A 26,960-nucleotide genomic window follows, 5' to 3' on the forward strand; every position below is an offset into this window, starting at 1 on the left:
TGGGCATGATCTGGCGGTTATTCGTCGGAGCAAAGGAGCCCCACTCCCGTGTTACTCGCTGATGAGGCAACAACACTTGACGCCCGCCTCACCGAGGCGATTGCGTTCTTCAACAACGAGATCTTCTGGTCCTGGATCCTGATCCCGCTGCTCGTGGTGGTGAGCCTGTACTTCACCATCGGTTCCGGGTTCGTCCAGGCCCGCCTGCTCCCGGAGATGTTCCGGGTGCTGAGGAGCAAGCCGGAGATCGCTCCGGACGGCAGGAGGGCCGTCTCCTCGATCCAGGCGTTCATGATCTCGGCCGCGGCCCGGATCGGCACCGGGAACATCATCGGCGTCGCCGTGGCCATCTCGCTCGGCGGCCCGGGCGCGGTCTTCTGGATGTGGATGATGGCCCTGCTCGTCGGAGCGGCCAGCTTCGTCGAGTCCACCCTCGCCCAGCTGTACAAGGTCCGTGACAGCAGCGGCTACCGGGGCGGCCCCTCGTACTACATGGAGCGCGGGCTCGGCGCGCGCTGGGCCGGTGTCCTGTTCTCGATCACGATCCTCGCGACCTTCGCGATGGTCTTCAACGCGGTGCAGAGCAACACCATCGTGGGCGCCGTCGGCAACTCCACCGCGAACGTGGTCAGCGGCGACGGCTGGCTGCTCCCGGTCGTCGTCGGCGCGGTCCTGGTGGGGATCACCTCACTGGTGATCTTCGGCGGGGTGCGCCGCATCGCGCGCACCGCCCAGGCGCTCATCCCGTCCTTCGCCCTGGCCTACCTCGTGCTCGGCCTGGTCATCATGGTGATGAACTACCAGCAGATCCCGGCCATGTTCGCGCTGATCGTCGAGCACGCCTTCGGTATCCGCGAGTTCGCCGCCGCGGGTCTGGCGATGGTCATCATCCAGGGCGTGCGTCGGGGCATGTTCTCCAACGAGGCCGGCCTGGGCTCGGCCCCGGTCGCCGCCGCCAGCGCCTCGGTCTCCCACCCCGTCAAGCAGGGGCTGGTCCAGACCCTGGGCGTCTACTTCGACACGCTGGTGGTCTGCTCGATGACGGCGTTCGTCATCCTGCTCGGTTACCAGGGCACGCTGGACGGGGTCCGTGAGCCGGACCTGACCCAGCACGCGGTCACGGCGATGCTCGGGCCTTGGTCGATGCACCTGATGACCCTGATCATCGTCCTGGTGGCGTTCACGTCGGTGCTGGGCAACTACTACTACGGCGAGTCCAACCTGGAGTACCTCACCAGCAGCTCCAACGCCATGTTCGTCTACAAGGTGCTGTTCCTGACGGCGACCTTCCTCGGCGCGCTGGGCTCGATCGACCTGGTCTGGACGCTGGCGGACACGACCATGGGTCTGATGGCGCTGGTCAACCTGGTGGCGATCACACCCCTGGCGGCGATCGCGTTCCGGCTGCTCAAGGACTACACCGAGCAGCGCAAGCAGGGGCTGGACCCGGTCTTCACCCGGGACCGGATGCCCGACCTGCGCGGGGTGGAGTGTTGGGACCCCGAGGAGAAGGCCGCTTCGGCGGCGGGGGAGCAGACCTCCTCCTGACCCGCAGACGAGTGGAGACGGGGCGCGTCCGGCTGGTCCGGGCGCGCCCCGCGCTGTCCACGGGGTGCCCGTCCCCACCGGAGAAGCGCACAAATCGCTAACGGTAGGAGCTTTCACGCATCTGTGTTCTTTCGGTCACAGCGGATCACCGCTAGTGTGCTGCATCACAGTTGTGGCGGTCAGAGTTGTGCCTCGCGAGGGAGTCCGATGTCCATCGTCTCAATCGAGCCCGCCACCGCCGAGCGGTGGGATGACCTGGAGAACCTGTTCGGACCGACCGGAGCGTACGGGCACTGCTGGTGCACGTTCTTCCGAAGACGCGCCAAGGACCACACGGCGAGCGTCTCGTGTGACCGTTCCACGCGCGGTCTGGACAACAAGGACGAGTTGCGCCGACTCACCCTGGACGGGCGTGTTCCGGGGCTGATCGCCTACGACGGGGACGGCCCGTGCGGCTGGGTCTCCGTGGCCCCGCGGGAGGACTTCATCCGGTTGTCCCGCTCCCGGACCCTGCGCCCGGCCGATCCCGGCGAGCCCGGGGTGTGGTCCCTGGTGTGCTTCTGGCTGCCGCCGCGCAGACGCAGGCGCGGGCTGGGCAGTCGGCTGCTGGACGGGGCGATCGAGTACGCGCGTGCGGGAGGCGCGCGTGTCCTGGAGGCCTATCCGGTGGACACCGCGGGTGGTCGTGCGCCCAGTGCCGAGGTCTACACCGGCACGGTGGAGATGTTCCGCCGGGCCGGTTTCACCATCCAGGGCCACCACACGAGCGAGAGGGTGGTGGCCAGGCTCGCCCTCAAGGCGGAGTGACGCGCTCTTGGGAGCGTTCCCCATAAACGGGGGGAGGGTATACCTCTCAGCCTCCTTCCCCCTTCCGGGCGTGTCGCCGCCGCCGCTTCCGCCCTGATGTCCGATGATCCGTGGGTCCCCGTGTGCGTTGCGGGGGCCCGTTCTGCTGTGCGGGGGTGGCGTCCGGGCGCGGGCCCGGCGCCCCGCTGTCCTGGCCTGGTGGGGGTTTTGCCCTTTTTTGGTACCCCCCTGGGGTAACGTGGCGAGCGCGTTCCGGTGGCGGGGCGCCATGGGGGTTTGACAGAAATATACCCCTGGGGGGTATATTGGGCCCTGTTGGAACCGACGCGCGAAACAGCGCGGCAGATCGCACCAGGAGGCAGGAATGGCCAGCACCGCCGTCTACACCGTCGAGGGCATGAGCTGCGGGCACTGTGTCAACTCGGTCACCGAGGAGGTCGGCGGTGTCTCCGGCGTCACCGACGTACGGGTCGACCTGGAGAGCAAGAAGGTGACGGTCACCGGCGAGGGGCAGATCGACGACTCCGCCGTGCGCGCCGCCATCGACGAGGCCGGTTACGAGGTGGCCGGCTGACATGGGTGTGGCCACGAAACTAGGGCTCTACGCCGTCGGTCTCGTGGTCGTGTTCGCCGCGGCGTTCGGGGTCGGCTCCCTGGCCGGCCCCGTCCTGCCGGAGTGGCCCGAGGGGCACTCGGAGGGCGCGGAGCTCCCCGCGGAGGGCGAACAGGACCACGACGGCGGCGACGGTGCCGAACACTGACCGAGCCTGGAGCGGCATATGAGTACCAGCAAGACGGCGTCCGCCGCGGTGGAGCCGGTGGAACTGGCCATCGGCGGAATGACCTGCGCGGCCTGTGCCAACCGGGTGGAGAAACGCCTCAACAAGATGGAGGGCGTCAGCGCCACCGTCAACTTCGCCACGGAGAAGGCCCGGGTCTCCTTCGACGGCCCGGAGATCCCGGTCGAGGACCTCCTCGCCCAGGTCGAGAAGGCGGGTTACACCGCCACGGTGCCCCGAACCGAGTCCGAGCAGGGCCAGGAGGAGGCCGACCCGGCCGACCCCGCCCAGGCCCTGTGGAACCGGGCGCTCATCTCGATCGTGCTGTCCGTCCCGGTCATCGCGATGGCGATGATCCCGGCCCTGCAGTTCACCCACTGGCAGTGGGCCTCCCTGACCCTGGCAGCGCCGGTCGTCGTCTGGGGCGCCCTGCCCTTCCACACCGCGGCCTGGAAGAACCTCAGACTCGGCACGGCGACCATGGACACCCTCGTCTCCCTGGGCGTCACCTCGGCGTTCCTCTGGTCCCTCTACGCCCTGTTCCTCGGCACCGCCGGAACACCGGGCATGACCCACCCCTTCGAGTTCACCATCGCCCGCACCGACGGCTCGGCCAACATCTACCTCGAGGTCGCGGCGGGCGTCACCTCCTTCATCCTCCTCGGCAAGTACTTCGAGGCGCGGTCCAAGCGCCGGGCGGGCGCAGCCCTGCGGTCCCTGCTCGAGATGGGCGCCAAGGAGGTCACCGTGCTGCGGGGCGAGGGCGCCGCGGCCCGCGAGGAACTGGTCCCCGTGGACCGGTTGGCGGTCGGCGACCGTTTCGTGGTCCGCCCCGGGGAGAAGATCGCCACCGACGGCACCGTCGAGTCCGGCACCTCCGCCGTCGACATGAGCATGCTCACCGGTGAGTCCGTGCCGGTCGAGGTCGCACCGGGATCCGCCGTGGTCGGGGCCACCGTCAACGCGGGCGGCCGCCTGGTCGTACGGGCCTCCCGGGTCGGCTCCGACACCCAGCTCGCACAGATGGCGCGCCTGGTCGAGGACGCGCAGAACGGCAAGGCGGCCGTGCAGCGGCTCGCCGACCGGGTCGCCGGGGTGTTCGTCCCCGTCGCCATCATGATCGCGGTCGCCGCCCTGGGCTTCTGGCTCGGCGCCGGAGACCCGGCGGGAGCGGCCTTCACCGCCGCCGTCGCCGTGCTGATCATCGCCTGCCCCTGCGCCCTGGGTCTGGCCGCCCCGATGGCGCTGATGGTCGGCACCGGGCGCGGCGCCCAGCTGGGCATCCTGATCAAGGGCCCGGAGGTGCTGGAGAGCACCCGGCGGGTGGACACCGTCGTGCTGGACAAGACCGGCACCGTCACCACCGGCAAGATGGCCCTGGTCGGCGTCACCGAGGCCCGCGGCGAGGACGCCGACGAGGTCCTCAGACTGGCCGGAGCCCTGGAGAACGCCTCCGAACACCCCATCGCCCGGGCGATCGCCACGGGGGCAGCGGCGCGGGTCGGCGACCTCCCCGCTCCGGAGGACTTCGCCAACATCGAGGGCCGGGGCGTCCAGGGCGTCGTGGACGGCCACGCCGTCCTGGTGGGCCGGGCCGCGCTTCTGGCGGAGTGGTCGCAGGCACTGCCGGAGGAACTGGCCCGAGCACTGGAGTCGGCCCAGGCACAGGGCCGCACCGCCGTCGCTGTCGGCTGGGACGGTCGGGCCAGGGGCGTGTTGGAGGTGGCAGACACGGTCAAGCCGACCAGTGCCGAGGCGGTCCGCCAGTTCCGTGCTCTGGGACTGACCCCGATCCTGCTGACCGGCGACCACCGGGCGGTGGCCCGCTCGGTCGCCGACACGGTGGGGATCGAGGAGGTCATCGCCGAGGTCCTGCCCAAGGAGAAGGCCGACGTGGTCACCCGGCTCCAGGCCGAAGGGCGCACGGTGGCGATGGTCGGCGACGGGGTCAACGACGCCGCCGCGCTCGCCCAGGCCGACCTGGGGCTGTCCATGGGCACCGGGGCCGACGTGGCCATCGAGGCCAGCGACCTCACCCTGGTCCGGGGGGACCTGAGGGCGGCCGCCGACGCGGTCCGGCTGTCCCGGCGCACCCTCGGCACCATCAAGGGCAACCTGTTCTGGGCGTTCGCCTACAACACCGCTGCCCTGCCACTGGCCGCGATGGGGCTGCTCAACCCCATGCTCGCCGGTGCGGCGATGGCTCTGTCGAGCGTGTTCGTGGTGAGCAACAGTCAGCGCCTGCGCCGTTTCCGCCCGCTGAACGAAACGGTCCCCTCCGACGCCCCGCACGCGGACGGCGACACCCCGGTGGGCGACACCCAGGTGCGGGGGAGGCGGAGCGTCAGCGGGAAGGGAGCCTGAGCAGGGAGCGGCCGGAGCACGGGGCGGGTCGCGGGGGCGCCGGAGGGGCCGGGCGCGGTCCGTCCGGGGCGGGCGGAGCACCGCCGGTGCCCGCCCGCCTGCTCTGGCCGGGTGTGGCCCAGGTCTCGCCCCGCGGGACCCCCGGCCGCTAGGGTTTGCGCGGAGCTCCACCCCGTGGGGCTCCGCGCCACGCGCGCGGCCCGTCCGCGCTCCGCCCCGGGCCGGCTGAACGCCGGCGGCCTACCGAAGGACGGTCGACCCGCACCTGTTATCCGCCCCCGCACGACAGAGGTCCCCCGTGACATCCGGATGCCCCCGCGCCAAGCTGTACCGAGACGAACCGCACCCGGACCCCTACGCCGTGTACGCCGAGATGCGCGCCGCACACGGGCCGGTGGTCCCGGTCGAGTTGGAACCCGGTGTGCACGGGTGGTTGGTCACCGACTACACCACCCTGATCTCCTGGAGCCGGGACACCACCGCGTTCGGGCATGACGCCCGCCTGTGGAAGGACTTCCGCGAGGGCAGGATCGACGCGGACGCGGCCGTGCTGCCGATGATGGCCCCCCGCACGAACGCCCTCTTCACCGACGGCACCGAACACCAGCGCTACCGGCGGGCGATCACCGACAGCCTCGGAGCGGTCGGCTCGGAGCGCCTGACCGAGGTGACCCAGTCGTACGCGGACGGCCTCATCGACGAGTTCTGTGAACGGGGCCGCGCCGACGTCCTCAACGAGTACGCCCGGATGCTGCCGCTGCTCGTTATCAACGAGCTGTTCGGCTTCGACCGGGACCAGAGCATGCGCTTCGCGGCGGCCATGCGCAACCTCTGGCTCGGTATCGACGCTGAGAAGTCGAACGCCGAGGCCGAGCGCGCCCTGTCCGAGGTGGTCACCGCCAAGCACCGCGAACCCGGCGACGACGTCACGACCCGGCTGATCCAGCACCGGGCGGCGCTCAGCGACGAGGAGGTGATCATGCAGCTCCTCCTGCTGGTGGCCGCGGCCAACGAGCCCACCGCCAACCTGATCAGCGCCGGGGTGCGGGCGGTCCTCGCCGACCCCAACAACGTGAGCGGCGGCGCGCCCTCCCCGACCGTCCTCGCCGACACCGTCGACCGCGTCCTGTGGCAGGACCCGCCGATCACCAACTACCCCGTCATCTACCCGAGGACGGACGTGCCGATCGGTGGCGGCCGCACCATCCAGGCGGGTGCGCCGATCCTGTTGGGCTTCGCCGCCGCCAACCGCTTCTTCCTGGAGGAGAACGCGGAACAGATGGCGGAGTCGAGCAACCGCGCCCACGTGGCCTGGGGTGCCGGGGCCCACCGCTGCCCGGCGCGGGAGGAGGCCACCACGATCACCATCATCGCGCTGCGCACCCTCCTGGACCGGCTGCCGGGACTGCACCTGGCGGTACCTCCCCAGGACCTGCGCTGGCACCTGTCGGCCCTGTCCTGGATCCCGGTCGAACTCCCGGTCGGGTTCCCCCCGCAGCCTCCCGCCGCACCCCGAGCCCCAGTGGAAGGAACACCTTGGACCGCATCCGACTCGCCCCCGGAAACATCAGCGCACAGGCAGACCACCTCAGGGACATCGCCCCTGTCGTCCCTGTCGAACTTCCTGGTCAGGTTGGCGCGTGGGTCGTGACCTCCCACCAGGCGGTCAGCGACGCGCTGGCCGATCCGCGCATCCAGAAGAACAAGCGGCACTGGAGGGCGTTCAACGAGGGCGAGGTCCCGCCGGACTGGCCGCTGATCTCCTGGATCATCAACGAGAACATGCTGTCCAAGGACGGGGAGGACCACACCCGACTGCGCAGGCTGGTGTCCAAGGCGTTCACCCCGCGCCGCGTCGAGCAGCTGCGCCCGGCCGTCACGGGCATCGTCGAAGCACTCCTCGACGACCTGGAGCGGGCGGCCGGGCAGAGCGAGGACGGCGTCGTCGACCTCAGGTCCCTGGTCGCGCAGCCGCTCCCGCTCACGGTGATCAGTGACCTGTTCGGGCTGGACGAGGAGACCCGGCCCAAGCTGCACCGGCTCGTCGGCGTCTTCTTCGACCAGAGCGTCACGCCCGACGAGGCGATGTCGACCTTCTTCGAGATGTGGGCGGTCCTGACCGAGCTGGTGGCGGCCAAACGCGCCGAGCCCGGAGACGACCTGACCACCGCCCTCATCGCCGCCCGCGACGAGGAGGACAAGCTCACCGAGGACGAGCTCATCTGGAACCTGGTGCTGTTCATCAGCGCCGGCTATGAGACCACGATGAACCTCATCGGTAACGCGGTGCGACTCCTCACCGGCCACCGCGACCAGCTCGAGATGATCGTCGAGGGCAAGGCGGAGTGGTCCGAGGCGATCGAGGAGGTGCTGCGCCTCAACCCGCCCGGCGAGTACGTGCCGATGCGCTACACCACCGAGGACATGGAGCTCGCCGGGGTGAGCCTGCCCAAGGGCGAGGCGCTGATGCTCGGTTACGCCTCCGCGGGCCGGGACCCCGAACGCCACGGTTCCACGGCGGGCGAGTTCGACATCACCCGGGAGGACACCTCGCACCTGGCCTTCTCCCACGGGCGGCACTACTGCCTGGGGGCGAACCTGGCCCGGATGGAGGTCAACGAGCTCCTGCCGCGCCTGTTCGAACGCTTCCCCGGGCTCGACGTCGCGGTGAACGAGGCCGACCTGGCCGAGTCGCCGTCCATCATCTCCGCGGGGGTGGAGGCACTCCCGGTCCGGTTGCGCTGACCCCGCTCCGGCGGCGCTCACCGGAGTCCTTCGGGACACGCCCGGTTTTCCCGGTCCCGTCGTGGGATGCTTCGGCCTCCCCCGGCGGGATCTTCGCATTTCAGGGGCGTTTCGGGTGGGTCTGTCCGGTCATGGGGACACTGTTGGCACCTTCGGGGGAGCACCGAGGGGCGGGTTCGGGCTCCTAGACTCGGGAGGGTCCCCCACGACCCCCTGCCCTGTCCCAACCCTGGTTCAGCCCTCCTCCCCGGAAGGCCCCTCCCCCGAAGAGGATTGCGCGCACACATGAACAGTTCGGAAGCCGAGCCCGGCCGTGTCCTGGCCAACCGGTACCGCCTGGACGAGGTCATCGGCGCGGGCGGTATGGGCCGGGTCTGGCGCGGGACGGACACCCTGCTGGACCGGACGGTCGCGGTCAAGGAACTGACGACACCGCCGAACCTCCCCTCGCACGAGGTCGACGTCCTGCGCACCCGCATGCTCCGCGAGGCCCGCAGTGCCGCCCAGCTCAGCCACCCGGCCATCATCACGGTGTTCGACGTGGCGGAGGAGGACGGGCGCCCGTGGATCGTGATGGAGCTCGTACGCGGGCCCTCCCTCGGCGACATCATCCGCGAGGAGGGGACGCTGCCGGTACGCCGCGTCGCCGACATCGGCGAGCAGATGGCCGCCGGGCTCGCCGAAGCGCACAACCGGGGCATCGTGCACCGCGACATCAAACCGGGCAACGTGCTGATCGCCGGGAACGACCGGGCCGTCCTCACCGACTTCGGTATCGCCCACCTGGACGGTTCCACCCACCTGACCAGCACCGGGCTGCTGATCGGTTCGCCGAGCTACCTCGCGCCGGAGATCGCGCACGGCCGCTCGGCCACACCCGCCTCCGACATGTGGGCGCTGGGCATCACCCTCTACCAGGCGGTGGAGGGCGGGCTGCCCTTCGACCGGCCCACCCCGATGGCCACCCTGACCGCCATCGTCACCCAGGACCTGCCGGAGACGCCCAACGCGGGCGCGCTCCGTCCCGTCCTCGAAGCGCTGTGCGAGAAGGACCCCGAGGACCGCCCCTCGGTCTCCGAGGTCCGGGCCCTCCTGCGCGAGGTCCGCGGTGCCGGAGGGGCGACCACCACCGCGGTGGCCCCCGCCCCCGACACGGCCGGCTCCCCGCAGGAGAGCGCCGGCCCCGAACCGGAGTGGAACAGGGTCACCGGCCAGGGCACGGCGAACCGGGTGGTCAGCGCCGTCGGGTCCGCGCCGGGCACCCCGCCGCCGGCCGACGCCCCCCGGCACACCCGCGAGAGGGCGGCCGGTTCTCGGACACGGGCGTTCATGGTCGTCGCGGCCGCCCTGGTCCTGCTGGTCGGCGCAGCCGCGACCACGCTGTTCGTCAGCATGAACCGCTCGGGGGGCCCGGACGCGGGGCTGGCCGGTTCCAGCGAGGAACAGACCGCGGCCGATCCCACCGGTGGTCCCGAGGCCGGAGCCGGGGCCGATGGTGGCCAGGGGGCCGCCGAGCAGGAGGAGGCCGGGATCGAGGAGGAGGAAGCGGACGAGGAGGAGTCGGAGGAGGACGAAGAGGACGAGGAGTGGGACTTCCTCGTCCGCCACGAGGACCCCAGCGGCTTCTCCGTCGACGTCCCCGAGGACTGGGAGCTCGAGCGCCGGGACCACATGGTCTACTTCCACAACCCCGACGGCGGCTACCTCCTGGTCGACCAGACGTCCGACCCCAACCCGGACGCCGGGGACGACTGGCGCGACTTCGAGCCGACCGGCAGCCAGAACTTCGGCGGCTACTCCCTCATCGGGATCGAGGACGTGGACGCCGACTGGGCCGACGACTACGTCAGCGCCGCCGACTGGGAGTTCACCTACTCCGGGGACGGCGGGCAGATGCACGCGATCAACCGCGGTTTCCACACCGAGGACACCGGATACGCGCTGTTCCTGACGAGCGGTGAGCCCCAGGACTACAACCACGACCTCCTGGACCGGATCTCGGAATCCTTCGAGCCCGCCGACTGACGGTACGGCCGACCGGAGCCCCCACGGGCCCACCCGTCCTGGCGGCCTCCGAGGGTGTCAGCCCCGGTCCTCGCCGAGCAGGTTCGCGTCGTGCACCAGCAGGGCGATCTGCACCCGGTTGTTCAGGTCCAGCTTGGTGAGGATGCTGGACACGTGCGTCTTCACGGTCGGCACGCTCAGGAACAGCCGCGCCGCGATGTCCGCGTTCGACCGGCCCTCGCCGACCGCCACCGCCACCTCGGTCTCCCGGGCGTTCAACACGGCCAGGCGGTCGCGGGCCCGGTCGGCGCGCTCGCTGTGGTCGGCGTGGGCGACCCGGTCCATCAGCCGCCGTGTCACGTTGGGCGACAGCACGGGGAACCCCCGAGCCACCCTCCGGACCGACTCCACGATCTCCTCGGGCGGGGTGTCCTTGAGCAGGAAACCGGCGGCCCCCGCGCGCAGGGCGCGCAGTACGTGCTCGTCCGCGTCGAAGGTGGTGAGGACCAGCACCTCCGGCGGTCGGGGCAGCGCCCGCAGCCGTTCGGTGGCGGTCAGCCCGTCCACGGTGGGCATCCGGATGTCCATCAGGACCACGTCGGGCGAGTGCCGCGCGACCAGGTCCAGGACCTCGCCGCCGTCCTCGGCCTCGGCCAGCACGCTCACGTCCGGAGCGCCGCCCATCATCATCACCAGACCGACCCGCACCAGTGCGTCGTCGTCGACGATCAGCACACCGATCCGCCGGTCCCCGTCCCGCGCCGCTTCGCTCATGACGGCCACGGTAGCCATGCGGACAGGCTCCAGCCACCATCGCCGGTCGGCCCGTACTCCAGCCGGCCCGAGGCGAGGGAGACCCGTTCACTCAGCCCCACGAGGCCCCGGCCGTTCCCCGGCCCCTCGGAGGCGGTCGCGGCGGGCCGTCCCGCCGACCCGTTGCGCACCTCCACGCTCAGGCCCCGGCCCGGTCCCCCGGAGACCCGCACGGACGTGCGGGCGCCGGGCGCGTGCTTGCGGGCGTTGGTCAGCGCCTCCTGGACGATCCGGTAGGCCGTGCGCCCGGTCCGTTCGGGGACGGTTCCGGAGTACTCCTCGACGAACTCCACGCCCGCTCCGGCCACACCCGCCTCCGCGACCAGCTGGGCCAGGTCCGCCATGGTCGGCTGCGGCAGCTCGCCCACGGGGGCGCGCAGCACCCCGATCACCTCGCGCAGGTCCTGGAGGGCCTGGTGCGCGCTCTCCCGGATCACCTTCGCGGACCGGCCCACCTCCTCCGGCGGGGCGTCCGGACGGTACTCCAGGGCGCCCGCGTGCACGCTGAGCAGCGACAGCCGGTGTCCGAGGACGTCGTGGATCTCCCGGGCGATCGACTCGCGCACCTGGTGCTGCGCGTGTTCGGCGCGCAGCCGGGCCTCCGTCTCGGCATGGACCGCCCGCTCACGCAGCGAGTCGAACAGCTGGCGGCGGTGCTGGACCGAGAGCCCCCAGCCGGCGACCGCCCCCTGGAAGACCGCTGCGAGCAGGAACATCACCAGGAAGGGAGCGCCGCCTTCGGGGTGGATGGTGACGTTGACGAGGGAGGCCAGGAAGCTCAGCGCCAGCACCGACAGCCCCACCCTGGGCGGACGGTGCACGCACAGCGAGAACAGGGCGGCGAGCATCGCACCGCCGACCAACGGGAAGACCGCGGAGAGCAGCACCAGGGTCACCGCGATCCGCACCGGCCACCGGCGCCGCCACCACAGGGCCGTGCAACCGCCCAGGGCGACCAGCTGGTCGGCCACGGTGAACAGTTCGGGCCGGGGCGGGGGAGGCGGGTCGCCGGGGAACGTCACCGAGCCGAGCAGCCCGAACCCCAAGGCGATCAGGAACATCAGCGCGTCCACGATCCAGTCGCGTACGCTGCGCCGTTGTCGCCCCGGGGGAGTGGCCGTGTCGTTCATCGCTCGGAGTCTACGAGCGGCGGGCACCCGACAGGGCCTCCCCGGCCCGGCGCGGTACCAAGGACGGGCGATCCCCTACTTTGGTCGAACACCGCAGGTGGCAGCGGTAGACCTGGGTTCGGTCGGGGCGGGCCTTCGGCCGATGCGGCGAGAGGACTCCGCCTCCTAGGTTCGGCGTATGCGCAAGTTCCTCCAGGGCCTGGGAGCCCTCATCACCCTCATGGGGGTCAGCGGGGCCGTCGACCACCTCTGGACCCAGCCGATCCTCGGCGTCGTGCTCAACGCCTTCAACCGCCTCGTCGTCCGCAACGTCACCGTGCTCCAGGAGAACGCCCTGCTGGCCAACCTGGGCCTGGCGGTCTGCGGGGTCGTGCTCGTGGTGGCCGCGGAGGCGCTGCCCTCAGCCCGGCGCCACGCCTGAGCCCCCGCCCGGGTTGGGACCGGGCTCCTCGCCCGGGGCGGGACGGAGCGGCGCGCCGGGCCGATGCGCCGTTGCGGGCCTGTTTCGCTCGCGGGAGTGGGTACCGTCAGCAGGCGGAGCACTTGCGCGTGAACCTGGGGGATCACCCGAATGAGCACACTGGTCACCGGCGCCACCGGACAGGTGGGCCGACGTGTCCTGACCGAACTGCGCAGGCGCGGCCTGCCGGCCGCCGGTGCCTCCAGGGACGGCGAGGTACGGCTGGACTGGACCGACACCACCAGTTGGGAACCGGCGGTGGAGGGCGTGGAGCGGCTGTTCGTGACGGTCCCCATGGCCAGTGGGCTCACCGACCGGGTCGGCGCCTTCCTGGAGCGGGCGGTCGCGGCGGGGGTCCGGACAGCCGTGCTGACCACCGCGATGGGCACCGAGAACGGGCCGCCCGACTCCGAACAGCGCGTGTTGGAGCGCCGGGTCCGGGAACTGTTCGACCACTGGACCGTGGTCCGCCCCAACTGGCTGGACCAGGACTTCACCGAAGGGGTCTTCGCCCGTCTGGCCCGTTCCCGCAAGGGGCGCCTGGAGCTGCCGCTGCCCAAGGACGCGGCGGTCAGTTTCGTGGACGCCCGGGACGTCACCCACACCGTCGTCGCCGCGCTCACCGAGGAGGGGCACCACGGCCGCGAGTACACGCTCACCGGCCCCGCCGCCGTCACCTTCCGCGAGGTCGTCAAGATGACCAAGGGCACGGAGAGCCCGGTGTGGCGGTACAAGAAGGTGGACGAGGCCGGGTTCTACTTCCGCGCCACCGACATCGGCTGGTCGGACCGGTACGTGGACACCCTCAACGAGCGGTTCCGGGCGATCGCCAACGGCCGGGCCGCCGTGGTCACCGACGACGTCCGCCGTGCTCTGGGGCGGGACCCCGCCCCGATGGCCAAGTTCGCCCGGGAGTCCCTGAACTGACCCGGAACGGCGAACGCCCGCCCCCCGGAGAGGGGAAGCGGGCGTTCGCTGTTCCGGGTCCGCGGAGCCGGGCCCGGGGGTCTGCGGCCTACTTGAGGAGCTGGCGGGCCATCACCATGCGCTGGATCTGGTTGGTGCCCTCGTAGATCTGGGTGATCTTGGCGTCGCGCATCATGCGCTCCAGCGGGAAGTCCTTGACGTAGCCCGCTCCGCCCAGCAGCTGGACGGCGTCGGTGGTGATCTCCATGGCGGCGTCGGAGGCGTAGCACTTGGCCGCGGCGCCGTAGAAGGGCAGGTCCTCGTCGCCGCGCTCGGACTTGGCGGCGGCCACGTAGACCATCTGGCGGGCGGTCTCCAGCTTCATGGCCATGTCGGCGAGCATGAACTGGATGCCCTGGAAGTCGGCGACGGCCTTGCCGAACTGCTTGCGCTCCTTGACGTAGGCCACGGCGTGGTCCAGGGCGCCCTGGGCGATGCCGACGGCCTGCGCGCCGATGGTGACGCGGGTGTGGTCCAGGGTGCGCAGCGCGATCTTCAGGCCCTCGCCCGGGGCGCCGACGATGCGGTCACCGGGGATGTGGACGTCGTCGAAGAACAGCTCCCGGGTGGGGGAGCCCTTGATGCCGAGCTTGCGCTCGGGCTCGCCCAGGGTGAAGCCGGGGTCGTCGGCGTGCACGACGAAGGCGGAGATGTTGCGGCCGCGCCTGCCCTCGGGGTCGGTCACGGCCAGGACGGTGTAGTAGTCGCTGACGCCGGCGTTGGTGATCCAGGACTTCTGGCCGTTGAGGATCCAGTCGTCGCCCTTGGGGGCGGCCTGGGTGCGCATGGCGGCGGTGTCGGAACCGGCCTCGCGCTCGGACAGGCCGTAGGAGAACATCGCCTCGCCGCGCGCCACGGGGGTCAGGTAGCGCTGCTTGACCTCCTCGGAGGCGCCCAGGATCAGCGGCATGGTGCCGAGCTTGTTCACCGCGGGGATGAGCGAGGAGGAGGCGCACACCCGGGCGACCTCCTCGATGATGATGCAGGTCGCGAGCGCGTCGGCGCCCACGCCCTCGTAGTCCTCGGCGATGTGCGCGGCGTGGAAGTCGGTGGCGACCAGGGCGTCGAGGGCGTCCTGCGGGAAGGCCGACTTCTCGTCCACCTCGGCGGCGTGCGGGGCGATCTTGTCCTCGGCCACCGAGCGCACGGCCTCGCGCAGCTCCTCGTGCTCCTCGTTGGTCTTGAACAGGTCGAATTCGCTCATGTTCTTCCCTCCCCGAGGAAGTGCACGATCCCCGGTAGTTGGCACTAGGTGCCGATGTCTGGCATTCAGTGCCAGAGTAGGGGGTGAAAGGGGCGAAGTACACCGACGGGTTCGGCTACCTTCGCCAGAGGTCGGGTCACCCGGCGGGAGGAGGAAGCCATGAGCGCGACAGGTGGGCGCGCGGTGCGGGGCGCACCGCCGCGGGAGACCCGGGAGGTGGTGCTGGCGGCGGTGGGACTGTTCACCGAAGCGGGGTTCGAGGCCACCACCATGGAGGGCGTCGCGGAGGCCACCGGGGTGAGCCGCAGGAGCCTCTTCCGCAGGTTCGGCTCCAAGGAGGACATCCTCTTCGCCGAACACGACGAGCTCTTCGAGACGGTCGTGCGGTACATGGAGGCTTCCCCGGACGGCCCGCTGCCCACGGTGGTCGCCGCCGCGCGCCTGGTCTTCCAGGGGTACGTCCGTGACCCGGAGATCACCGTGCCGCGGTACCGGCTGGTGCGCGCGCATCCGCGGCTGCGGGACCGGGAGGTGGCGATGACCGCCCGATACCAGGCGGCGTTCAGCCACTACCTGGCCCAGTGCGCGGGTGGAGACCGCTCGTCCCTGGAGGTCGAGGTGGTCTCGGCGGCGCTCATCGCCGCGCACAACCACGTGCTGCGCGGGTGGCTGCGGGACCCGGAGGACGACCGGGTGTGGGAGCGGTTCGACCAGGCGATGGCCAGGGTCGGCGAGCTGGCGGCGCCCATGCTCGGCGGCCCCGGCCCCGGCCCCGGCCCCGGGGCAGGTCGGGAGCGGGTCCTGGTGGCGGTTTACCCGCACGGGGTGGAGCGCTCGGAACTGCTGCGGCGCGTCGTCGAGGCGGTGGACCGGGACCGGTAGGGGCCCCTCCGGGCGCGTCCCGCGCACATCCCGGCGCGCGTAGGCTGGACGGGGCCGAAAACAGGGCAGCACACGAGGCGGGGCGGACAGCGGAGATGAGCGCGGACACGGCGGGTGCGACCAAGCAGGAGTCAGAGGTCGTTCACGAGGCGGATCGGCGGCGGACCTTCGCGGTCATCTCGCATCCGGACGCCGGTAAGTCGACGCTGACCGAGGCCCTGGCGTTGCACGCGGCGGCGATCTCCTCGGCCGGGGCGGTGCACGGCAAGGGCGACCGTCGTGGGGTGACCTCGGACTGGATGGAGATGGAGCAGGACCGGGGGATCTCGATCACCTCGGCCGCGTTGCGCATCGACTACGCCGACCGGGTGTTGAACCTGGTGGACACCCCCGGTCACGCGGACTTCTCCGAGGACACCTACCGGGTGCTCTCGGCGGTGGACTGCGCGATCATGCTGCTGGACTCGGCCAAGGGCCTGGAGCCGCAGACGCTGAAGCTCTTCGACGTGTGCCGGGCGCGCAGGATGCCGGTGATCACCTTCGTCAACAAGTGGGACCGGCCCGGGCGTGAGCCGTTGGAGCTGCTGGACGAGATCGAGCAGCGCATCGGTCTGCGGCCGACCCCGTTGAACTGGCCGGTGGGTATCGCGGGCGACTTCCGCGGGTTGGTGGACCGCACCAGCGGGACCTACACCAAGATGACCCGCACCCCGGGCGGCGCCAGCAAGGCCATCGAGGAGGTCCTGGACGCGGACAAGGCCGCCGAGGTCGAGCTGGAGGCCTGGGAGCAGGCCACCGAGGAGATCGAGCTGTTGGAGGCGCTGGGCGCCGACTTCGATCACGAGTCCTTCATGGCGGGTGAGTCCTCTCCGGTGCTGTTCGGCGCGGCCCTGTCCAACTTCGGGGTGGGCCAGCTGCTGGACACGGTGGTGGGCCGGGCGCCGGCGCCCTCGGCCAAGGCCGACCAGGAGGGGAAGCCTCGTCCGGTGGGTCGGCCCTTCTCCGGGCAGGTGTTCAAGATGCAGGCCAACATGGACCGCAACCACCGGGACCGGATGGCGTTCGTGCGGGTCTCCTCGGGCCGGTTCGATCGGGGGATGGTGCTCACGCACGCCTCGACGGGGCGGCCGTTCGCGACCAAGTACACCCAGGCGGTGTTCGGCTCGGACCGCTCCACGATCGACACCGCCTACCCGGGTGATGTGATCGCGCTGGTCAACGCGCATGCCCTGGCGGTGGGCGACACCCTCTACGACGGCCCCAAGGTGGTCTTCCCGCCGATTCCCAGCTTCGCGCCGGAGCACTTCGTGGTGGCGCGGGCGGTGGACGCGGGTAAGTACAAGCAGTTCCAGCGGGGGATCGCCCAGTTGGACGCCGAGGGTGTGGTGCAGGTGCTGACCTCGGATGTGCGGGGTGAGCAGGCCCCGGTGCTGGCGGCGGTGGGTCCGCTGCAGTTCGACGTGGTGCGGCACCGGATGGAGCAGGAGTTCCGCTCGCCGATCGAGGCCTCGCCGTTGGAGTACTCGGTGGCGCGGCGCACCGACGCGGAGTCGGCTCCGGTGTTGCACGCGCTCTCGGGTGCGGAGGTGCTCAGGCGGCGCAACGACGGGGAGTTGTTGGTGCTGGTGCACAACAAGTGGCGGTTGCGGGTGATCGAGCGGGACAACCCGTCGTTGTTGATGGAGCCGCTGCTCGCCGGCGGCGTCGACGAGGGCGAGTAACCCCCGGCCGTCCCCTTCGGGGCCCTTCTGCCTCCGGTCCCGGCACCGGCCTGACGCCGGGCCGGGTTTTTCGGCAATGCGCACCCACATTGTTTACCCCAGGTGAATGACGGTTACCGGCTGTCGACTTTTGTCCTGTTCGGCCGTCAATTGGCCCGCTGGTTCGGGCCGTCCGGCCCTGCCCCGGCGCCGGAGGTCCGGGCATCGGCCCGGGGGGGTGTGAACCCTCGTGCTCGGGGCACATATTCAGGTCCCGGGACGGGTGGGGAGGCCGCCCCGGGGGGCTGCCCGGGAGCGCTCGGGAGCATGGCAGAGGCCAAGATCACCGAGTCGGGGGCACCCCGCGTCAGCCCCCGTGATCAGGGCGAAGGTAACCTGATGCCAGGCCACTAGGGCACGTTCGAGGACCTGGCCGCACTGGACTCTGCTCGGGTCTGTCCGCATCTGTGAAGGACGGCGCGCGAGGGCCCGGTTCGGGTGGAGTCGGGGTGCCCAGGGGACCGGTCCAGGAGGTCAGGGGCGGCAGGGCGGGAGGATCCCCGTCGTCGCCCGTGACGTCTCAGGGCGAGGTGTTAACGACGTTCGGCAAAGTTTGTAAATCTTCACTCTGCGGTAATTCTGATCACGTCTGGGTATGTGTTGCATGTCACCTGTTCGTGAATCGGAGAAACTTATATGATTTTGCTTAACTGTCGTTTAACAAAACAGAACAATAACGAGTGAATGAAGAACGCGGTGGCGGACCGCCCCGCGTCTGACGCACCTCACGTATCCCCCGCCTGGAAAGGTTGACCTCGGGCATGAGCGATGACAAAGAGCGCACGGTGGAGCTCCACTACGAGGGCGGCGTGCTGAAGCTGCCGGTTTTCACCGGTACCGAGGGTGAGAGCACCATCGAGCTGAAGACCCTGCTGGGGTCGACCGGTATGACGACCCTGGACCCCGGGTTCGGCAACACCGCCTCGTGTAGCTCGAAGATCACCTACATTGACGGGGCCGCCGGGATCCTGCGTTACCGCGGGTACCCGATCGAGGACCTCGCGGTGAACAGCACCTTCCTCGAGGTTGCCTACCTCGTGATCTACGGTGAGCTGCCGGAGCCCGGCCAGCTCAAGGAGTTCTCGGACAAGCTCCGCGACAACTCCGACATCCCGGCCGACATGGGCGCGTTCATCGACGCGATGCCCCGCAACGGCCACCCCATGGCACTGATGGCCAGCGCCGTGAACACCCTCGCCGCGTACTACGACGACAGCGTGGACCCGGACGACGAGGGCCAGGTGGAGCTCGCCACGATCCGGCTGATGGCCAAGCTGCCGACGATCGCGGCCCGCATCTACCGCAACTCCATCGGTGAGTCCCCGATCGACCCGGACACCTCGCTCGACTACGTCGACAACTTCATCCGGATGACCTTCGGTGACAAGGCTCCCACCGGTGAGCTCGGCGACCTGTTCAACAAGGCTGTCGGCATGCTGCTGGTCCTGCACGCCGACCACGAGCTGAACTGCTCCACCGCCACCGTGCGCGTGGTCGGTTCCTCCAAGGCCGACATCTACGCCAGCGTCGCCTCCGGCATCAACGCCCTGTCCGGCCCGTCCCACGGCGGCGCCAACCAGGCCGTCCTGGAGATGCTGGAGGAGATCCGCGACTCCGGTATCTCCATCGAGGACTTCCTGGAGAAGGTCAAGGCGCGCGAGATGCGCCTCATGGGCTTCGGCCACCGGGTCTACAAGAACTTCGACCCGCGCAGCAAGGAGATCAAGGTTCTGGCCAGTCAGATCCTCGACCGGCACGACAACCCCGACGAGCTCTTCTCGCTGGCTCTCAAGCTCGAGGCCGCCGCGCTGCAGGACTCGTACTTCACCGAGCGCAAGCTCTACCCGAACGTCGACTTCTACACCGGCGTCATCTACCGCACCATGGGCTTCCCGTCCAACATGTTCACCGTGTTGTTCGCCATCGGCCGCCTGCCCGGCTGGGTAGCCCACTACCGCGAGCAGCGCGTCGACCCGGCCTTCCGGATCGCGCGCCCGCGCCAGCACTACATCGGCTCTCCCGAGCGCCGCTACCCCGGCCAGGGCTGACCCCTCCCGGAGTATCCCGACCGCCCGCCCGCGTCACCGACGGGGCGGGCGGTCGCGTGTTCGGGGTTCGTACCGGGTGCAGAACCTCCCTTTCCCCGCACTTTGCGTACTTTCTGTCATCAGTGTGCGACGTTGAGAGAAGTTGCAGAGAGCGACCCCGCACAGGGGCGGGACCGCACAAGGAAGGGGGCCTGGTCATGGTCCGGTACGTGTTGGCCGGTGACATGCTCGGAGAACTGAGCCGAAACTGGTGGGTCGTGGTCCTGCGGGGCGTGGCCGCCGTGCTCTTCGGACTGCTGGCCCTCATCTGGCCGGGTATGACCACGGTCGCCCTGGCGGTGGTCTTCGGTGCCTTCGCACTGGTGGACGGGGTCGCACTCGCCTTCACGGCCTACCGGGCGGCCCCGGGGGCCAGGACCTCCCTGGCCCTCCAGGCCGGCCTCGGGATCATCCTGGGCCTGCTCGCCCTGATCTGGCCGATGGCCGCGGTCATCGCGCTCGTCTTCCTGATCGGCGCGTGGGCCGTCGTCACCGGGGTCGCCGAGATCGTCACCGCCGTCCGGCTACGCGCCCAGATCAGTTCCGAGTGGTTGCTGATCTTCGTCGGCGCGCTCTCGATCATCTTCGGCCTCCTCCTGTGGTTCTGGCCGCTGGCGGGGGCGGAGGCCATCGTCCTGGTCGTCGGGATCTACGCGATCGTGTTCGGTGTGGTCATGGCGGTCGCGGGCTTCCGGCTGCGCGGTGCCGCCGACCACATCGCACCGCTGGAGGGGCGCGGCCCGGCAGCCGAGGCCCCGGACACCGGCAGGGAGGGCGCCGCGGGCACCGGGTCCGCCGGTACCGGGGGAGGCGACCTCCTCGACACCGAGGAGCCGGGCGAGGAGGACGGCACCCGCGGGGTGAGTGCCTTCGACGAGGGGTACGCCGGCGGCTACACCCACGGCTTCCGGGGCGACCAGCGCAGCACCGGGGAGGGGCGCGGGACCGAGGACGACGAAACCGCGACCCCCGGCAGCGGCCGGCACCGTGCCCCGAAGGACCCGCGGGAGGGCACGGACACCCCCTAGGCGCGGGGCCCGGGACACTCCGGGCCGGGGCATCAGCCCTCGCTGAGCAGGAGCGGGCCGCGCCGGTCGACCTGGCTTCCCGGAACGACCAGTGCGGCCTTCTCCTCCTGCCAGGCCAGGAAGTGCGGGGTCAGGCGGTGCGCGGCCAATGCCTCATCGTCCGCGAACACCTCGTACACCCAGAACGCATCGGGGTCCTCGGGGTCGCCGACGACGTCGAAGCGCAGACAGCCGGGTTCGTCCCGTAGGGCGCAGGACGCGTTGCGGGAGATACCGGAGAGGAACGCCTCACGCCGACCGGGCAGGACCCGGATCGAGATGACGAGAGCGACAGGGGAAACGGACACGGTCCTCTTCCTTCCAGAGGGCCCGCCGGACGAAAAAGGCGTTGGACGAACGGCGGCTGTCCGGTTAGCTTAGGGGCATGTACTTCCAGGCCCTGATCTACAGCTAGGCACACGGCGTCCCCGACGCCCGGCGCCGTCCCCCCCGGGGGGACAGGCGCCCGTCAGTCCTACCTGTAGACAGCCCCTGGAGAGATCACATGACCCGTCGCCTGCACATCGCCATGGTCGGCGTCCCCGCCGTGAGCCACGTCCTGCCCAGCCTGGAGATCATCCGGGAACTGGTCGACCGTGGCCACCGCGTCACCTACGCCAACGATCCCGTGGACCGGGTCGGAGAGCTGATCGCCTCGACCGGCGCCGAACTCGTCCGCTTCACGACCACCCTGCCCACCGGGGACGAGGAGTGGGCCGACGACCCGATCGAGGGGATGGACATCTTCCTCGACGACGCGATCAACTCCCTGCCGGTCCTGCGCGACTCCTACGACGACGACCGCCCCGACGTGTTCCTGTACGACATCGGCGGCTACTCCGCCCGGGTCCTGGGGATCAACTGGGGTATCCCGTCCGTCCAGCTCTCCCCGACCTACGTGGCCTGGGCGGACTACGTCAACACCGTCATGGAGTGGTTGCGCGAGCAGCCCGGTGCGGCCGAGCACCACGCCAAGTTCGACGCCTGGTTGGCCGAGAACGGGATCACGGACCTGGACCACTCGAACTTCGCCGGGGCGCCGGACCGGGCACTGGCGATGATCCCGCGTGAGATGCAGCCGCACGCCGACACCGTCTCCGACGCGGTCACCTTCGTGGGCCCCTGTCTCGGTCAACGAGCGGACCAGGGCACCTGGACCAGGCCCGCCGACGCGGAGCACGTCCTCCTGGTCTCCCTCGGGTCGGCCTACACCAACCTGCCCGGGTTCTACCGGGAGTGCCTGAGGGCCTTCGGCGACCTGCCCGGCTGGCACGTGGTGCTCCAGGTCGGCAAGTACGTGGACAGCGACGAACTGGGGGACGTCCCGGCCAACGTCGAGGTGCACTCCTGGGTGCCGCAGCTGGACATCCTCCGGCAGGCGGACGCCTTCGTCACCCACGCGGGGATGGGGGGCTCCAGCGAGGGCCTGTACACGGCCACACCGATGATCGCGGTGCCCCAGGCGGTCGACCAGTTCGACAACGCCGACCGCCTCCAGGAGGCCGGGGTGGCCCGCCGGATCGACACCGAGGACGCCACGGCCGAGACGCTGCGCGCGGCCCTGCTCGAACTGACCTCGGACCCGGACGTGGCCGAGCGGCTGGCCGGGATCAGCGCCCGGCTCCGGGAGAGCGGCGCCTCCTACGCGGCCGACCTCATCGAGGCCGAGGCCACCGGGGCCACCGCCTGACCCTTCCGGCACCCTTCCCGCCACCGCGGTGCGCCGTGCCCTCCCCGGGTACGGCGCACCGCCGTGCTTGGCGGCTTCCGGAACCACCAGCCGCACCATGCCCGGCCGAGCCGCCCGACAACGTACGGAGGAACACCGTGAACCAGCTCGTCGCCGTCACCGGAGGCCCGGGCTCAGGCAAGACGACACTGGTCGACCACCTGTCCGGACTCGGGTACGGGAGCACGGCCGAGGCGGGGCGGGCGGTCATCCGCGACCAGCGCCGGATCGGCGGCCGGGGTCTGGCCTGGCGGGACGACGCCCTGTTCGCCGAGCTCATGCTCGCCTGGGACATGCGCTCGCACCGGGAGGCGTCCGGACACGACGGTCTCGTGGTCTGCGACCGCGGGGTGCCGGACACGGTCGGCTACCTCATGCTGCGCGGCCTACCGGTCCCCGAGCACGTGTGGGAGGCGGCCCGGCGGTTCCGTTACCACCGCACGGCCTTCGCGGCCCCGCCCTGGCCGGAGATCTTCACCGGGGACACCGAACGCCACCAGTCGCAGGAGGAGGCCGAACGGACCTTCGAGGCGATGTGCGAGGCCTACCCGGCCTGCGGGTACGAACTCGTTCTCCTGCCCCGGGCGCCGGTTGCCGAGCGCGCCCGGTTCCTCCTGGAACACGTCCTAAGCCTCCAGTGACATGCCCCGGGCGGCCAGGAGGTCGCTCAGGATGTCGGTCCCGGTGGGCCCCATCCCGCTCAGGGTCATCAGGTCGCTCTCGCTCACCCCGTCCAGTTGTTCCAGGCGCGTGTATCCGGCGCGGATCAGGGCCCGGCGGGCCGGGGCGCCGATACCGGGGAACTCTTCCTCTGCTTCGTCCATGGTGCTGTAGTACCCAGTGATCGGGATGCCGGAGATGACGTGTGTGTTGCGGTTGTGGCCGTTGGTGGCCGTTGGTCGCCGCAAAACCCGGCTCTCCCTTGTAGTTCGGGGTGTGCGCGGCCAGACTCTTGACCTAGGCAACGGGAGAGCGAGGGCCGGATCTCGGCCCGCGGAGGTGGTTCGGCAGGTGGCGAGGGCGTCCGGGGCAGGTGTTCCGCCGATGAGCTGGGAGGGGGTCGACCACGCGCTCAACCGCGTATGCGGGGAGGCCGACGACATCTCGTTCAGGCTCGCGGCCCTGGACCGGCACGTGGGCTACCGCCTGCTCGGGGACGCCGACCTGGTCGGCGGGACCCGGGACCGCTGGGAGGGGGCCCAGGTGCGTGTCCACAGCCTGTGGAAGGTGTACGACGCCTTCCGGGCCGTGGTCGACCGGGCCCTCGGGATCCGGGAGAACGGCGGGGGAGACCCCCTGCCCGACCTCACGTTCCTGCTGACGGACGAGTCCGTCGTCCTGCTCCCGGCGGAGCGGTCCCCGCACGAACGCGGGCTGCCCGGCCCCGACACCGAACGCATCACCCCGGCCGAGGCCGTCGCCCGGATGACCGCCGACTACGAGGCGGTCACCGAGGTCGTCTCGGCCGTGGAGACCGCCTGGGACACCCTCCACCCCAGGCTCGGGGAGCTCGAAACCATGTGGCAGGAGATCGGCACCCTCTCCGACATGGTCGAACTGGACCCGGAGGAGCACGAGGAGCTCCGCGAACAACTGGTGCGGGAGGGCGAGACCGTCCGCCGTGACCCACTCCGCCTGGTCACCGACACCCGGGTGGACACCTCCTCCCTGGACCGCCTCCGGGCCCTTCTCGACCAGAGCAGGGGCGAGCTCCGCGACGCCCTGCGCATGCGCGACTCCTACACGGAGAACATCCAGCGCCTCGTGTCGGCCGTCGACGACGTCGAACAGGCTGTCGGCCGGGCACGCGACCTGCGTACCCGGGTGGTCGCGAAGATCTCCTCACCCCCGGCCGTGGACGTCCCCGACCCCGTGCCAGGGCTGCGCGCCGCGGTGGTGGAGATGGACGCCTTGCGTTCCCGGGGGGACTGGCGCGGACTGGGAACCCGGCTGGGGCGACTGCAACGCGCCGTCCACCAGGCCGGCGACGACGCGCGCGAACGGGAACGGAACCTCTCGGGACTGCTCCGCCGCCGGGCCGAGCTCCGCGGCCGCCTGGACGCCTTCCGGGCGCGGGCGGTCCGCCTCGGGCTGGCCGAACACACGCGGCTGAGCGAGCTCCACCGACAGGCGCACTGGGAGCTGTGGAACGCCCCCTGTGACCTGCGAGCGGCCACCGTGGCGCTGTCCGCCTACCAGCGGACGATCCAGGAACTTTCCGGAACCGGACACCCGGGGAACAGAACCACACCCGGAAACGGAGCGTCAGACGGCGAGACTGATGGTGGTGTGAGCAGATGACCAAGTGCACTTCCCCTGGCTGCCGGGGCCGGATCGAGGACGGTTCCTGTGCCGTGTGCGGCCTCGCCCCCGTGACCGCACGCTTCCCGGCCCCCCGACCGCCGACCTCCGGCCCCCTCACCCGGGGCTCCGCGGGCAACGCCCCGTCCGCGCACTCCCACCCGATCAGCTCGGGCAACATCCGCCTCTCCGGACGTTCCGGCCCGGGCACCGTCTCCGGGACGACCGGCGGCACGGTCAGCGGGCCGGGCGGCTCCGGCCGCGGCTCCAGACGCGGCATGCTGGGCCTGGGCATGGTCCAGATCCCCCTGGTACCGGCGAAGGACCCCTCCGAGGCGGTCATGACCGACCCGGTCGTTTCGGAGAAGAACCGTTTCTGCGGAAACTGCGGCGAGAGGGTGGGCCGCAGCCGGGGCGGCCGGCCGGGCCGCACCGAGGGGTTCTGCCGCCACTGCGGAACCCAGTTCTCCTTCACCCCCAAACTGGTCAGGGGCGACATGGTCGGCGGCCAGTACGAGGTCCTCGGCTGCCTGGCCCACGGCGGGCTGGGCTGGATCTACCTGGCCAGGGACCGCAACGTCAACGACCGCTGGGTGGTCCTCAAGGGTCTGCTCAACGCCGGTGACGCCGAGGCGCACAAGGCGGCCGCGGCGGAGCGCGCGTTCCTCTCCGAGGTCGAGCACCCCAACATCGTCAAGATCATCAACTTCTCCCAGCACCCCGACCCGCGCACCGGCATCCCCGGCGGCCACATCGTCATGGAGTACGTGGGCGGCAAGTCCCTGCGGGAACTCCTCGTCGAACGGCGGGAGCAGGGAAACGGGGAGGAGGTCCTCCCCCTCGCCCAGGTGATCGCCTACGGGCTGGAGTGCCTGCGCGCCCTCGGCTACCTCCACTCCAGGGGCCTGCTCTACTGCGACTTCAAACCGGACAACGTCCTCCAGAGCGAGGAGTTGATCAAGCTCATCGACCTGGGCGGCGTCCGGCGCATGGACGACACCCTCAGCCCCGTCTACACGACACCCGGCTACCGGGTCCCCGAGGACGAACTCCGCGGCCCGGGACCCACCGTGAGCGCCGACCTCTACTCGGTGGGACGCTTCCTGGCCGTGCTCAGCTTCCACTTCAGCTTCATACGCAGGCATCCGCACAGCATCCCGCCCCGACACGAGGTGCCCCTGCTCCAGCGGTACGAGTCCTACGACCGCTTCCTGCGCCGCGCCACCCACCGCGAACCCGAGGCGCGCTTCCACGACGCCGGGGACATGGCCGACCAGCTCACCGGCGTGCTCCGCGAGGTCCTCTCCGACGTGGAGGGTGCCCCGCACCCGGCGGCCTCCGCGCTTTTCGGGGCGGAGAGCTTCACCAGCGGTTCCGACACCGGGGTGCACAAAGCCGACCACATGCTCGGCCCGCCGTCCACCGCCGGGGCCGCGGAGCTGCTCCCCGCACCGCTCATCGACCCGGCCGATCCGGCCGCGCAACTCCTGCGCAGCTTCGCGGGAATGCCCCCGGACGAACTCGTCCCGGCCCTGCGCGCGGCCCGCGCGCCGACCCCCGAGACCCTGCTGATGCTCTCCCGGGCCCTGATCGCGGTCGGACGGCCGGGCGAGGCCCTGGACGTCCTCCAGCAGTTCAGCTCTACCGTTCCCGGCGACTGGCGGACCATGTGGTACCTCGCCGTCACCGAACTGAGCACGGGCAGCCTCCACGGAGCCAGGAACCACTTCGACGAGCTCTACAGCCACCTCCCCGGGGAGGTGGCGCCCAAGCTCGGCCTGGCCCTGGCCTGCGAGCACCTCGGGGAACTGGAGACCGCCGCCCGCCAGTACGCCACGGTCTGGTCCACCGACCACTCCTACGTCAGCGCGGCCTTCGGCCTGGCCCGTATCCGGCTGGCGCAGGGGGACCGGACCTCGGCCATCAGGGTCCTGGACACCGTCCCCGAGCTGTCCAGCCTGTACGTCCACGCTCAGACCGCGCTGATCTCCGTGCTCGCCGGCGGTTCCGGCGACGGCTCGGACCACGTGCGCGCCGGTGAACGGCTCGGCCGGATCGGACTGGACAGCGAGTCCGCCGACCGGCTGGCCGCCCGGGTCCTGGAGGCCGCCCTCGGGTGGCTCAGCTCGGGCGGTGTGCCTCCCGAAGGTCAGCACCTCCTCGGCGGCGAGTTCACCGAGGAGGGCGTCCGCGTCAACCTGGAGCGGCGCTACCGGTCCCTGGCCCACCGCGCCGGCCGCGCTCCGGAACGCTACGAACTCATCGACAGGGCGAACTCCCTACGCCCCGTGACGCTGCTGTGAGGATCGAAGGA

General features: G+C 70.8%; 23 protein-coding genes. 18 read left to right on the forward strand and 5 right to left on the reverse strand.

The genetic code is table 11. The features are described from left to right. Positions 1–48 precede the first annotated feature (48 nt). The 8 genes from ACUKCB_RS23645 to ACUKCB_RS23680 all read left to right on the forward strand — a co-directional run bounded on the left by ACUKCB_RS23645 (position 49) and on the right by ACUKCB_RS23680 (position 10,268). Positions 49–1,548, forward strand: a complete 1,500-nt coding sequence (locus ACUKCB_RS23645) for an alanine/glycine:cation symporter family protein (protein ID WP_473037789.1) — start codon at positions 49–51, stop codon at positions 1,546–1,548. 207 nt (positions 1,549–1,755) lie between these two features. Beyond that, positions 1,756–2,355 (forward strand): GNAT family N-acetyltransferase, encoded by a 600-nt coding sequence (locus tag ACUKCB_RS23650; protein WP_473037790.1) that lies wholly within the window; start codon positions 1,756–1,758, stop codon positions 2,353–2,355. A 364-nt stretch (positions 2,356–2,719) separates the two neighbouring features. After that, positions 2,720–2,929 carry a heavy-metal-associated domain-containing protein gene (locus tag ACUKCB_RS23655; RefSeq protein ID WP_473037791.1) on the forward strand — a complete coding sequence of 70 codons (210 nt, stop codon included), beginning with the start codon at positions 2,720–2,722 and terminating at the stop codon, positions 2,927–2,929. 1 nt (position 2,930) lies between these two features. Continuing rightward, positions 2,931–3,116: a hypothetical protein gene (locus ACUKCB_RS23660; RefSeq protein WP_473037792.1), complete on the forward strand. Its 186-nt coding sequence runs from the start codon at positions 2,931–2,933 to the stop codon at positions 3,114–3,116. 18 nt (positions 3,117–3,134) lie between these two features. Continuing rightward, positions 3,135–5,498, forward strand: a complete 2,364-nt coding sequence (locus ACUKCB_RS23665) for a heavy metal translocating P-type ATPase (RefSeq protein WP_473037793.1) — start codon at positions 3,135–3,137, stop codon at positions 5,496–5,498. 361 nt (positions 5,499–5,859) lie between these two features. Continuing rightward, positions 5,860–7,149, forward strand: a complete 1,290-nt coding sequence (locus tag ACUKCB_RS23670) for a cytochrome P450 family protein (RefSeq protein WP_473041114.1) — start codon at positions 5,860–5,862, stop codon at positions 7,147–7,149. After that, a complete protein-coding gene (locus ACUKCB_RS23675; protein WP_473037794.1) occupies positions 7,146–8,243 on the forward strand; it encodes a cytochrome P450 family protein in 1,098 nt (365 codons plus the stop codon). The genes ACUKCB_RS23670 and ACUKCB_RS23675 overlap by 4 nt, the downstream gene beginning before the upstream one ends. 285 nt (positions 8,244–8,528) lie before the next feature. Beyond that, positions 8,529–10,268, forward strand: a complete 1,740-nt coding sequence (locus ACUKCB_RS23680) for a serine/threonine-protein kinase (protein WP_473037795.1) — start codon at positions 8,529–8,531, stop codon at positions 10,266–10,268. Positions 10,269–10,325: 57 nt separating this feature from the next. Here ACUKCB_RS23680 and ACUKCB_RS23685 read toward each other — a convergent pair whose 3' ends face one another. Both ACUKCB_RS23685 and ACUKCB_RS23690 read right to left on the reverse strand, forming a co-directional pair. Next, a complete protein-coding gene (locus ACUKCB_RS23685) occupies positions 10,326–11,039 on the reverse strand; it encodes a response regulator transcription factor (RefSeq protein ID WP_473037796.1) in 714 nt (237 codons plus the stop codon). Continuing rightward, a complete protein-coding gene (locus tag ACUKCB_RS23690; protein WP_473037797.1) occupies positions 11,018–12,190 on the reverse strand; it encodes a sensor histidine kinase in 1,173 nt (390 codons plus the stop codon). The genes ACUKCB_RS23685 and ACUKCB_RS23690 overlap by 22 nt, the downstream gene beginning before the upstream one ends. Before the next feature lie 178 nt (positions 12,191–12,368). Here ACUKCB_RS23690 and ACUKCB_RS23695 point away from each other — a divergent pair, with 178 nt between their 5' ends. Beyond that, entirely contained in the window at positions 12,369–12,611 is a 243-nt protein-coding gene (locus ACUKCB_RS23695) for a hypothetical protein (protein ID WP_473037798.1), read from the forward strand. A 150-nt stretch (positions 12,612–12,761) separates the two neighbouring features. Next, positions 12,762–13,577: an NAD(P)H-binding protein gene (locus ACUKCB_RS23700; protein ID WP_473037799.1), complete on the forward strand. Its 816-nt coding sequence runs from the start codon at positions 12,762–12,764 to the stop codon at positions 13,575–13,577. Positions 13,578–13,665: 88 nt separating this feature from the next. Here the strand turns inward: ACUKCB_RS23700 and ACUKCB_RS23705 are convergent, their stop codons facing one another. Then, entirely contained in the window at positions 13,666–14,820 is a 1,155-nt protein-coding gene (locus ACUKCB_RS23705; RefSeq protein WP_473037800.1) for an acyl-CoA dehydrogenase family protein, read from the reverse strand. A 159-nt stretch (positions 14,821–14,979) separates the two neighbouring features. Between ACUKCB_RS23705 and ACUKCB_RS23710 the strand changes: the two genes are divergently transcribed. The 4 genes from ACUKCB_RS23710 to ACUKCB_RS23725 all read left to right on the forward strand — a co-directional run bounded on the left by ACUKCB_RS23710 (position 14,980) and on the right by ACUKCB_RS23725 (position 20,577). Then, positions 14,980–15,702: a TetR/AcrR family transcriptional regulator gene (locus ACUKCB_RS23710; protein ID WP_473037801.1), complete on the forward strand. Its 723-nt coding sequence runs from the start codon at positions 14,980–14,982 to the stop codon at positions 15,700–15,702. Positions 15,703–15,797: 95 nt separating this feature from the next. Then, positions 15,798–17,423, forward strand: a complete 1,626-nt coding sequence (locus ACUKCB_RS23715) for a peptide chain release factor 3 (RefSeq protein WP_473037802.1) — start codon at positions 15,798–15,800, stop codon at positions 17,421–17,423. Positions 17,424–18,223: 800 nt separating this feature from the next. Next, positions 18,224–19,510 carry a citrate synthase gene (locus ACUKCB_RS23720; protein WP_191267364.1) on the forward strand — a complete coding sequence of 429 codons (1,287 nt, stop codon included), beginning with the start codon at positions 18,224–18,226 and terminating at the stop codon, positions 19,508–19,510. A 197-nt stretch (positions 19,511–19,707) separates the two neighbouring features. After that, positions 19,708–20,577 carry an HdeD family acid-resistance protein gene (locus tag ACUKCB_RS23725; RefSeq protein ID WP_473037803.1) on the forward strand — a complete coding sequence of 290 codons (870 nt, stop codon included), beginning with the start codon at positions 19,708–19,710 and terminating at the stop codon, positions 20,575–20,577. Positions 20,578–20,609: 32 nt separating this feature from the next. Here ACUKCB_RS23725 and ACUKCB_RS23730 read toward each other — a convergent pair whose 3' ends face one another. Beyond that, positions 20,610–20,924 (reverse strand): putative quinol monooxygenase, encoded by a 315-nt coding sequence (locus tag ACUKCB_RS23730; RefSeq protein ID WP_473037804.1) that lies wholly within the window; start codon positions 20,922–20,924, stop codon positions 20,610–20,612. A gap of 197 nt (positions 20,925–21,121) precedes the next feature. Between ACUKCB_RS23730 and ACUKCB_RS23735 the strand changes: the two genes are divergently transcribed. Then, entirely contained in the window at positions 21,122–22,306 is a 1,185-nt protein-coding gene (locus ACUKCB_RS23735) for a macrolide family glycosyltransferase (protein WP_473037805.1), read from the forward strand. A gap of 137 nt (positions 22,307–22,443) precedes the next feature. Beyond that, on the forward strand, positions 22,444–22,986 hold the full coding sequence (locus tag ACUKCB_RS23740; RefSeq protein WP_473037806.1) for an AAA family ATPase: 543 nt from the start codon (positions 22,444–22,446) through the stop codon (positions 22,984–22,986). Here ACUKCB_RS23740 and ACUKCB_RS23745 read toward each other — a convergent pair. Beyond that, positions 22,972–23,253 carry a helix-hairpin-helix domain-containing protein gene (locus ACUKCB_RS23745; RefSeq protein WP_473037807.1) on the reverse strand — a complete coding sequence of 94 codons (282 nt, stop codon included), beginning with the start codon at positions 23,251–23,253 and terminating at the stop codon, positions 22,972–22,974. The two genes, ACUKCB_RS23740 and ACUKCB_RS23745, sit on opposite strands and share 15 nt — an antisense overlap. Before the next feature lie 136 nt (positions 23,254–23,389). Here ACUKCB_RS23745 and ACUKCB_RS23750 point away from each other — a divergent pair, with 136 nt between their 5' ends. Both ACUKCB_RS23750 and ACUKCB_RS23755 read left to right on the forward strand, forming a co-directional pair. After that, entirely contained in the window at positions 23,390–24,646 is a 1,257-nt protein-coding gene (locus ACUKCB_RS23750) for a hypothetical protein (protein ID WP_473037808.1), read from the forward strand. Continuing rightward, a complete protein-coding gene (locus ACUKCB_RS23755) occupies positions 24,643–26,949 on the forward strand; it encodes a tetratricopeptide repeat protein (RefSeq protein WP_473037809.1) in 2,307 nt (768 codons plus the stop codon). The genes ACUKCB_RS23750 and ACUKCB_RS23755 overlap by 4 nt, the downstream gene beginning before the upstream one ends. The last annotated feature ends 11 nt before the right edge of the window (positions 26,950–26,960 follow it).

The sequence above is a fragment of the Nocardiopsis moroccensis genome, assembly GCF_055763695.1.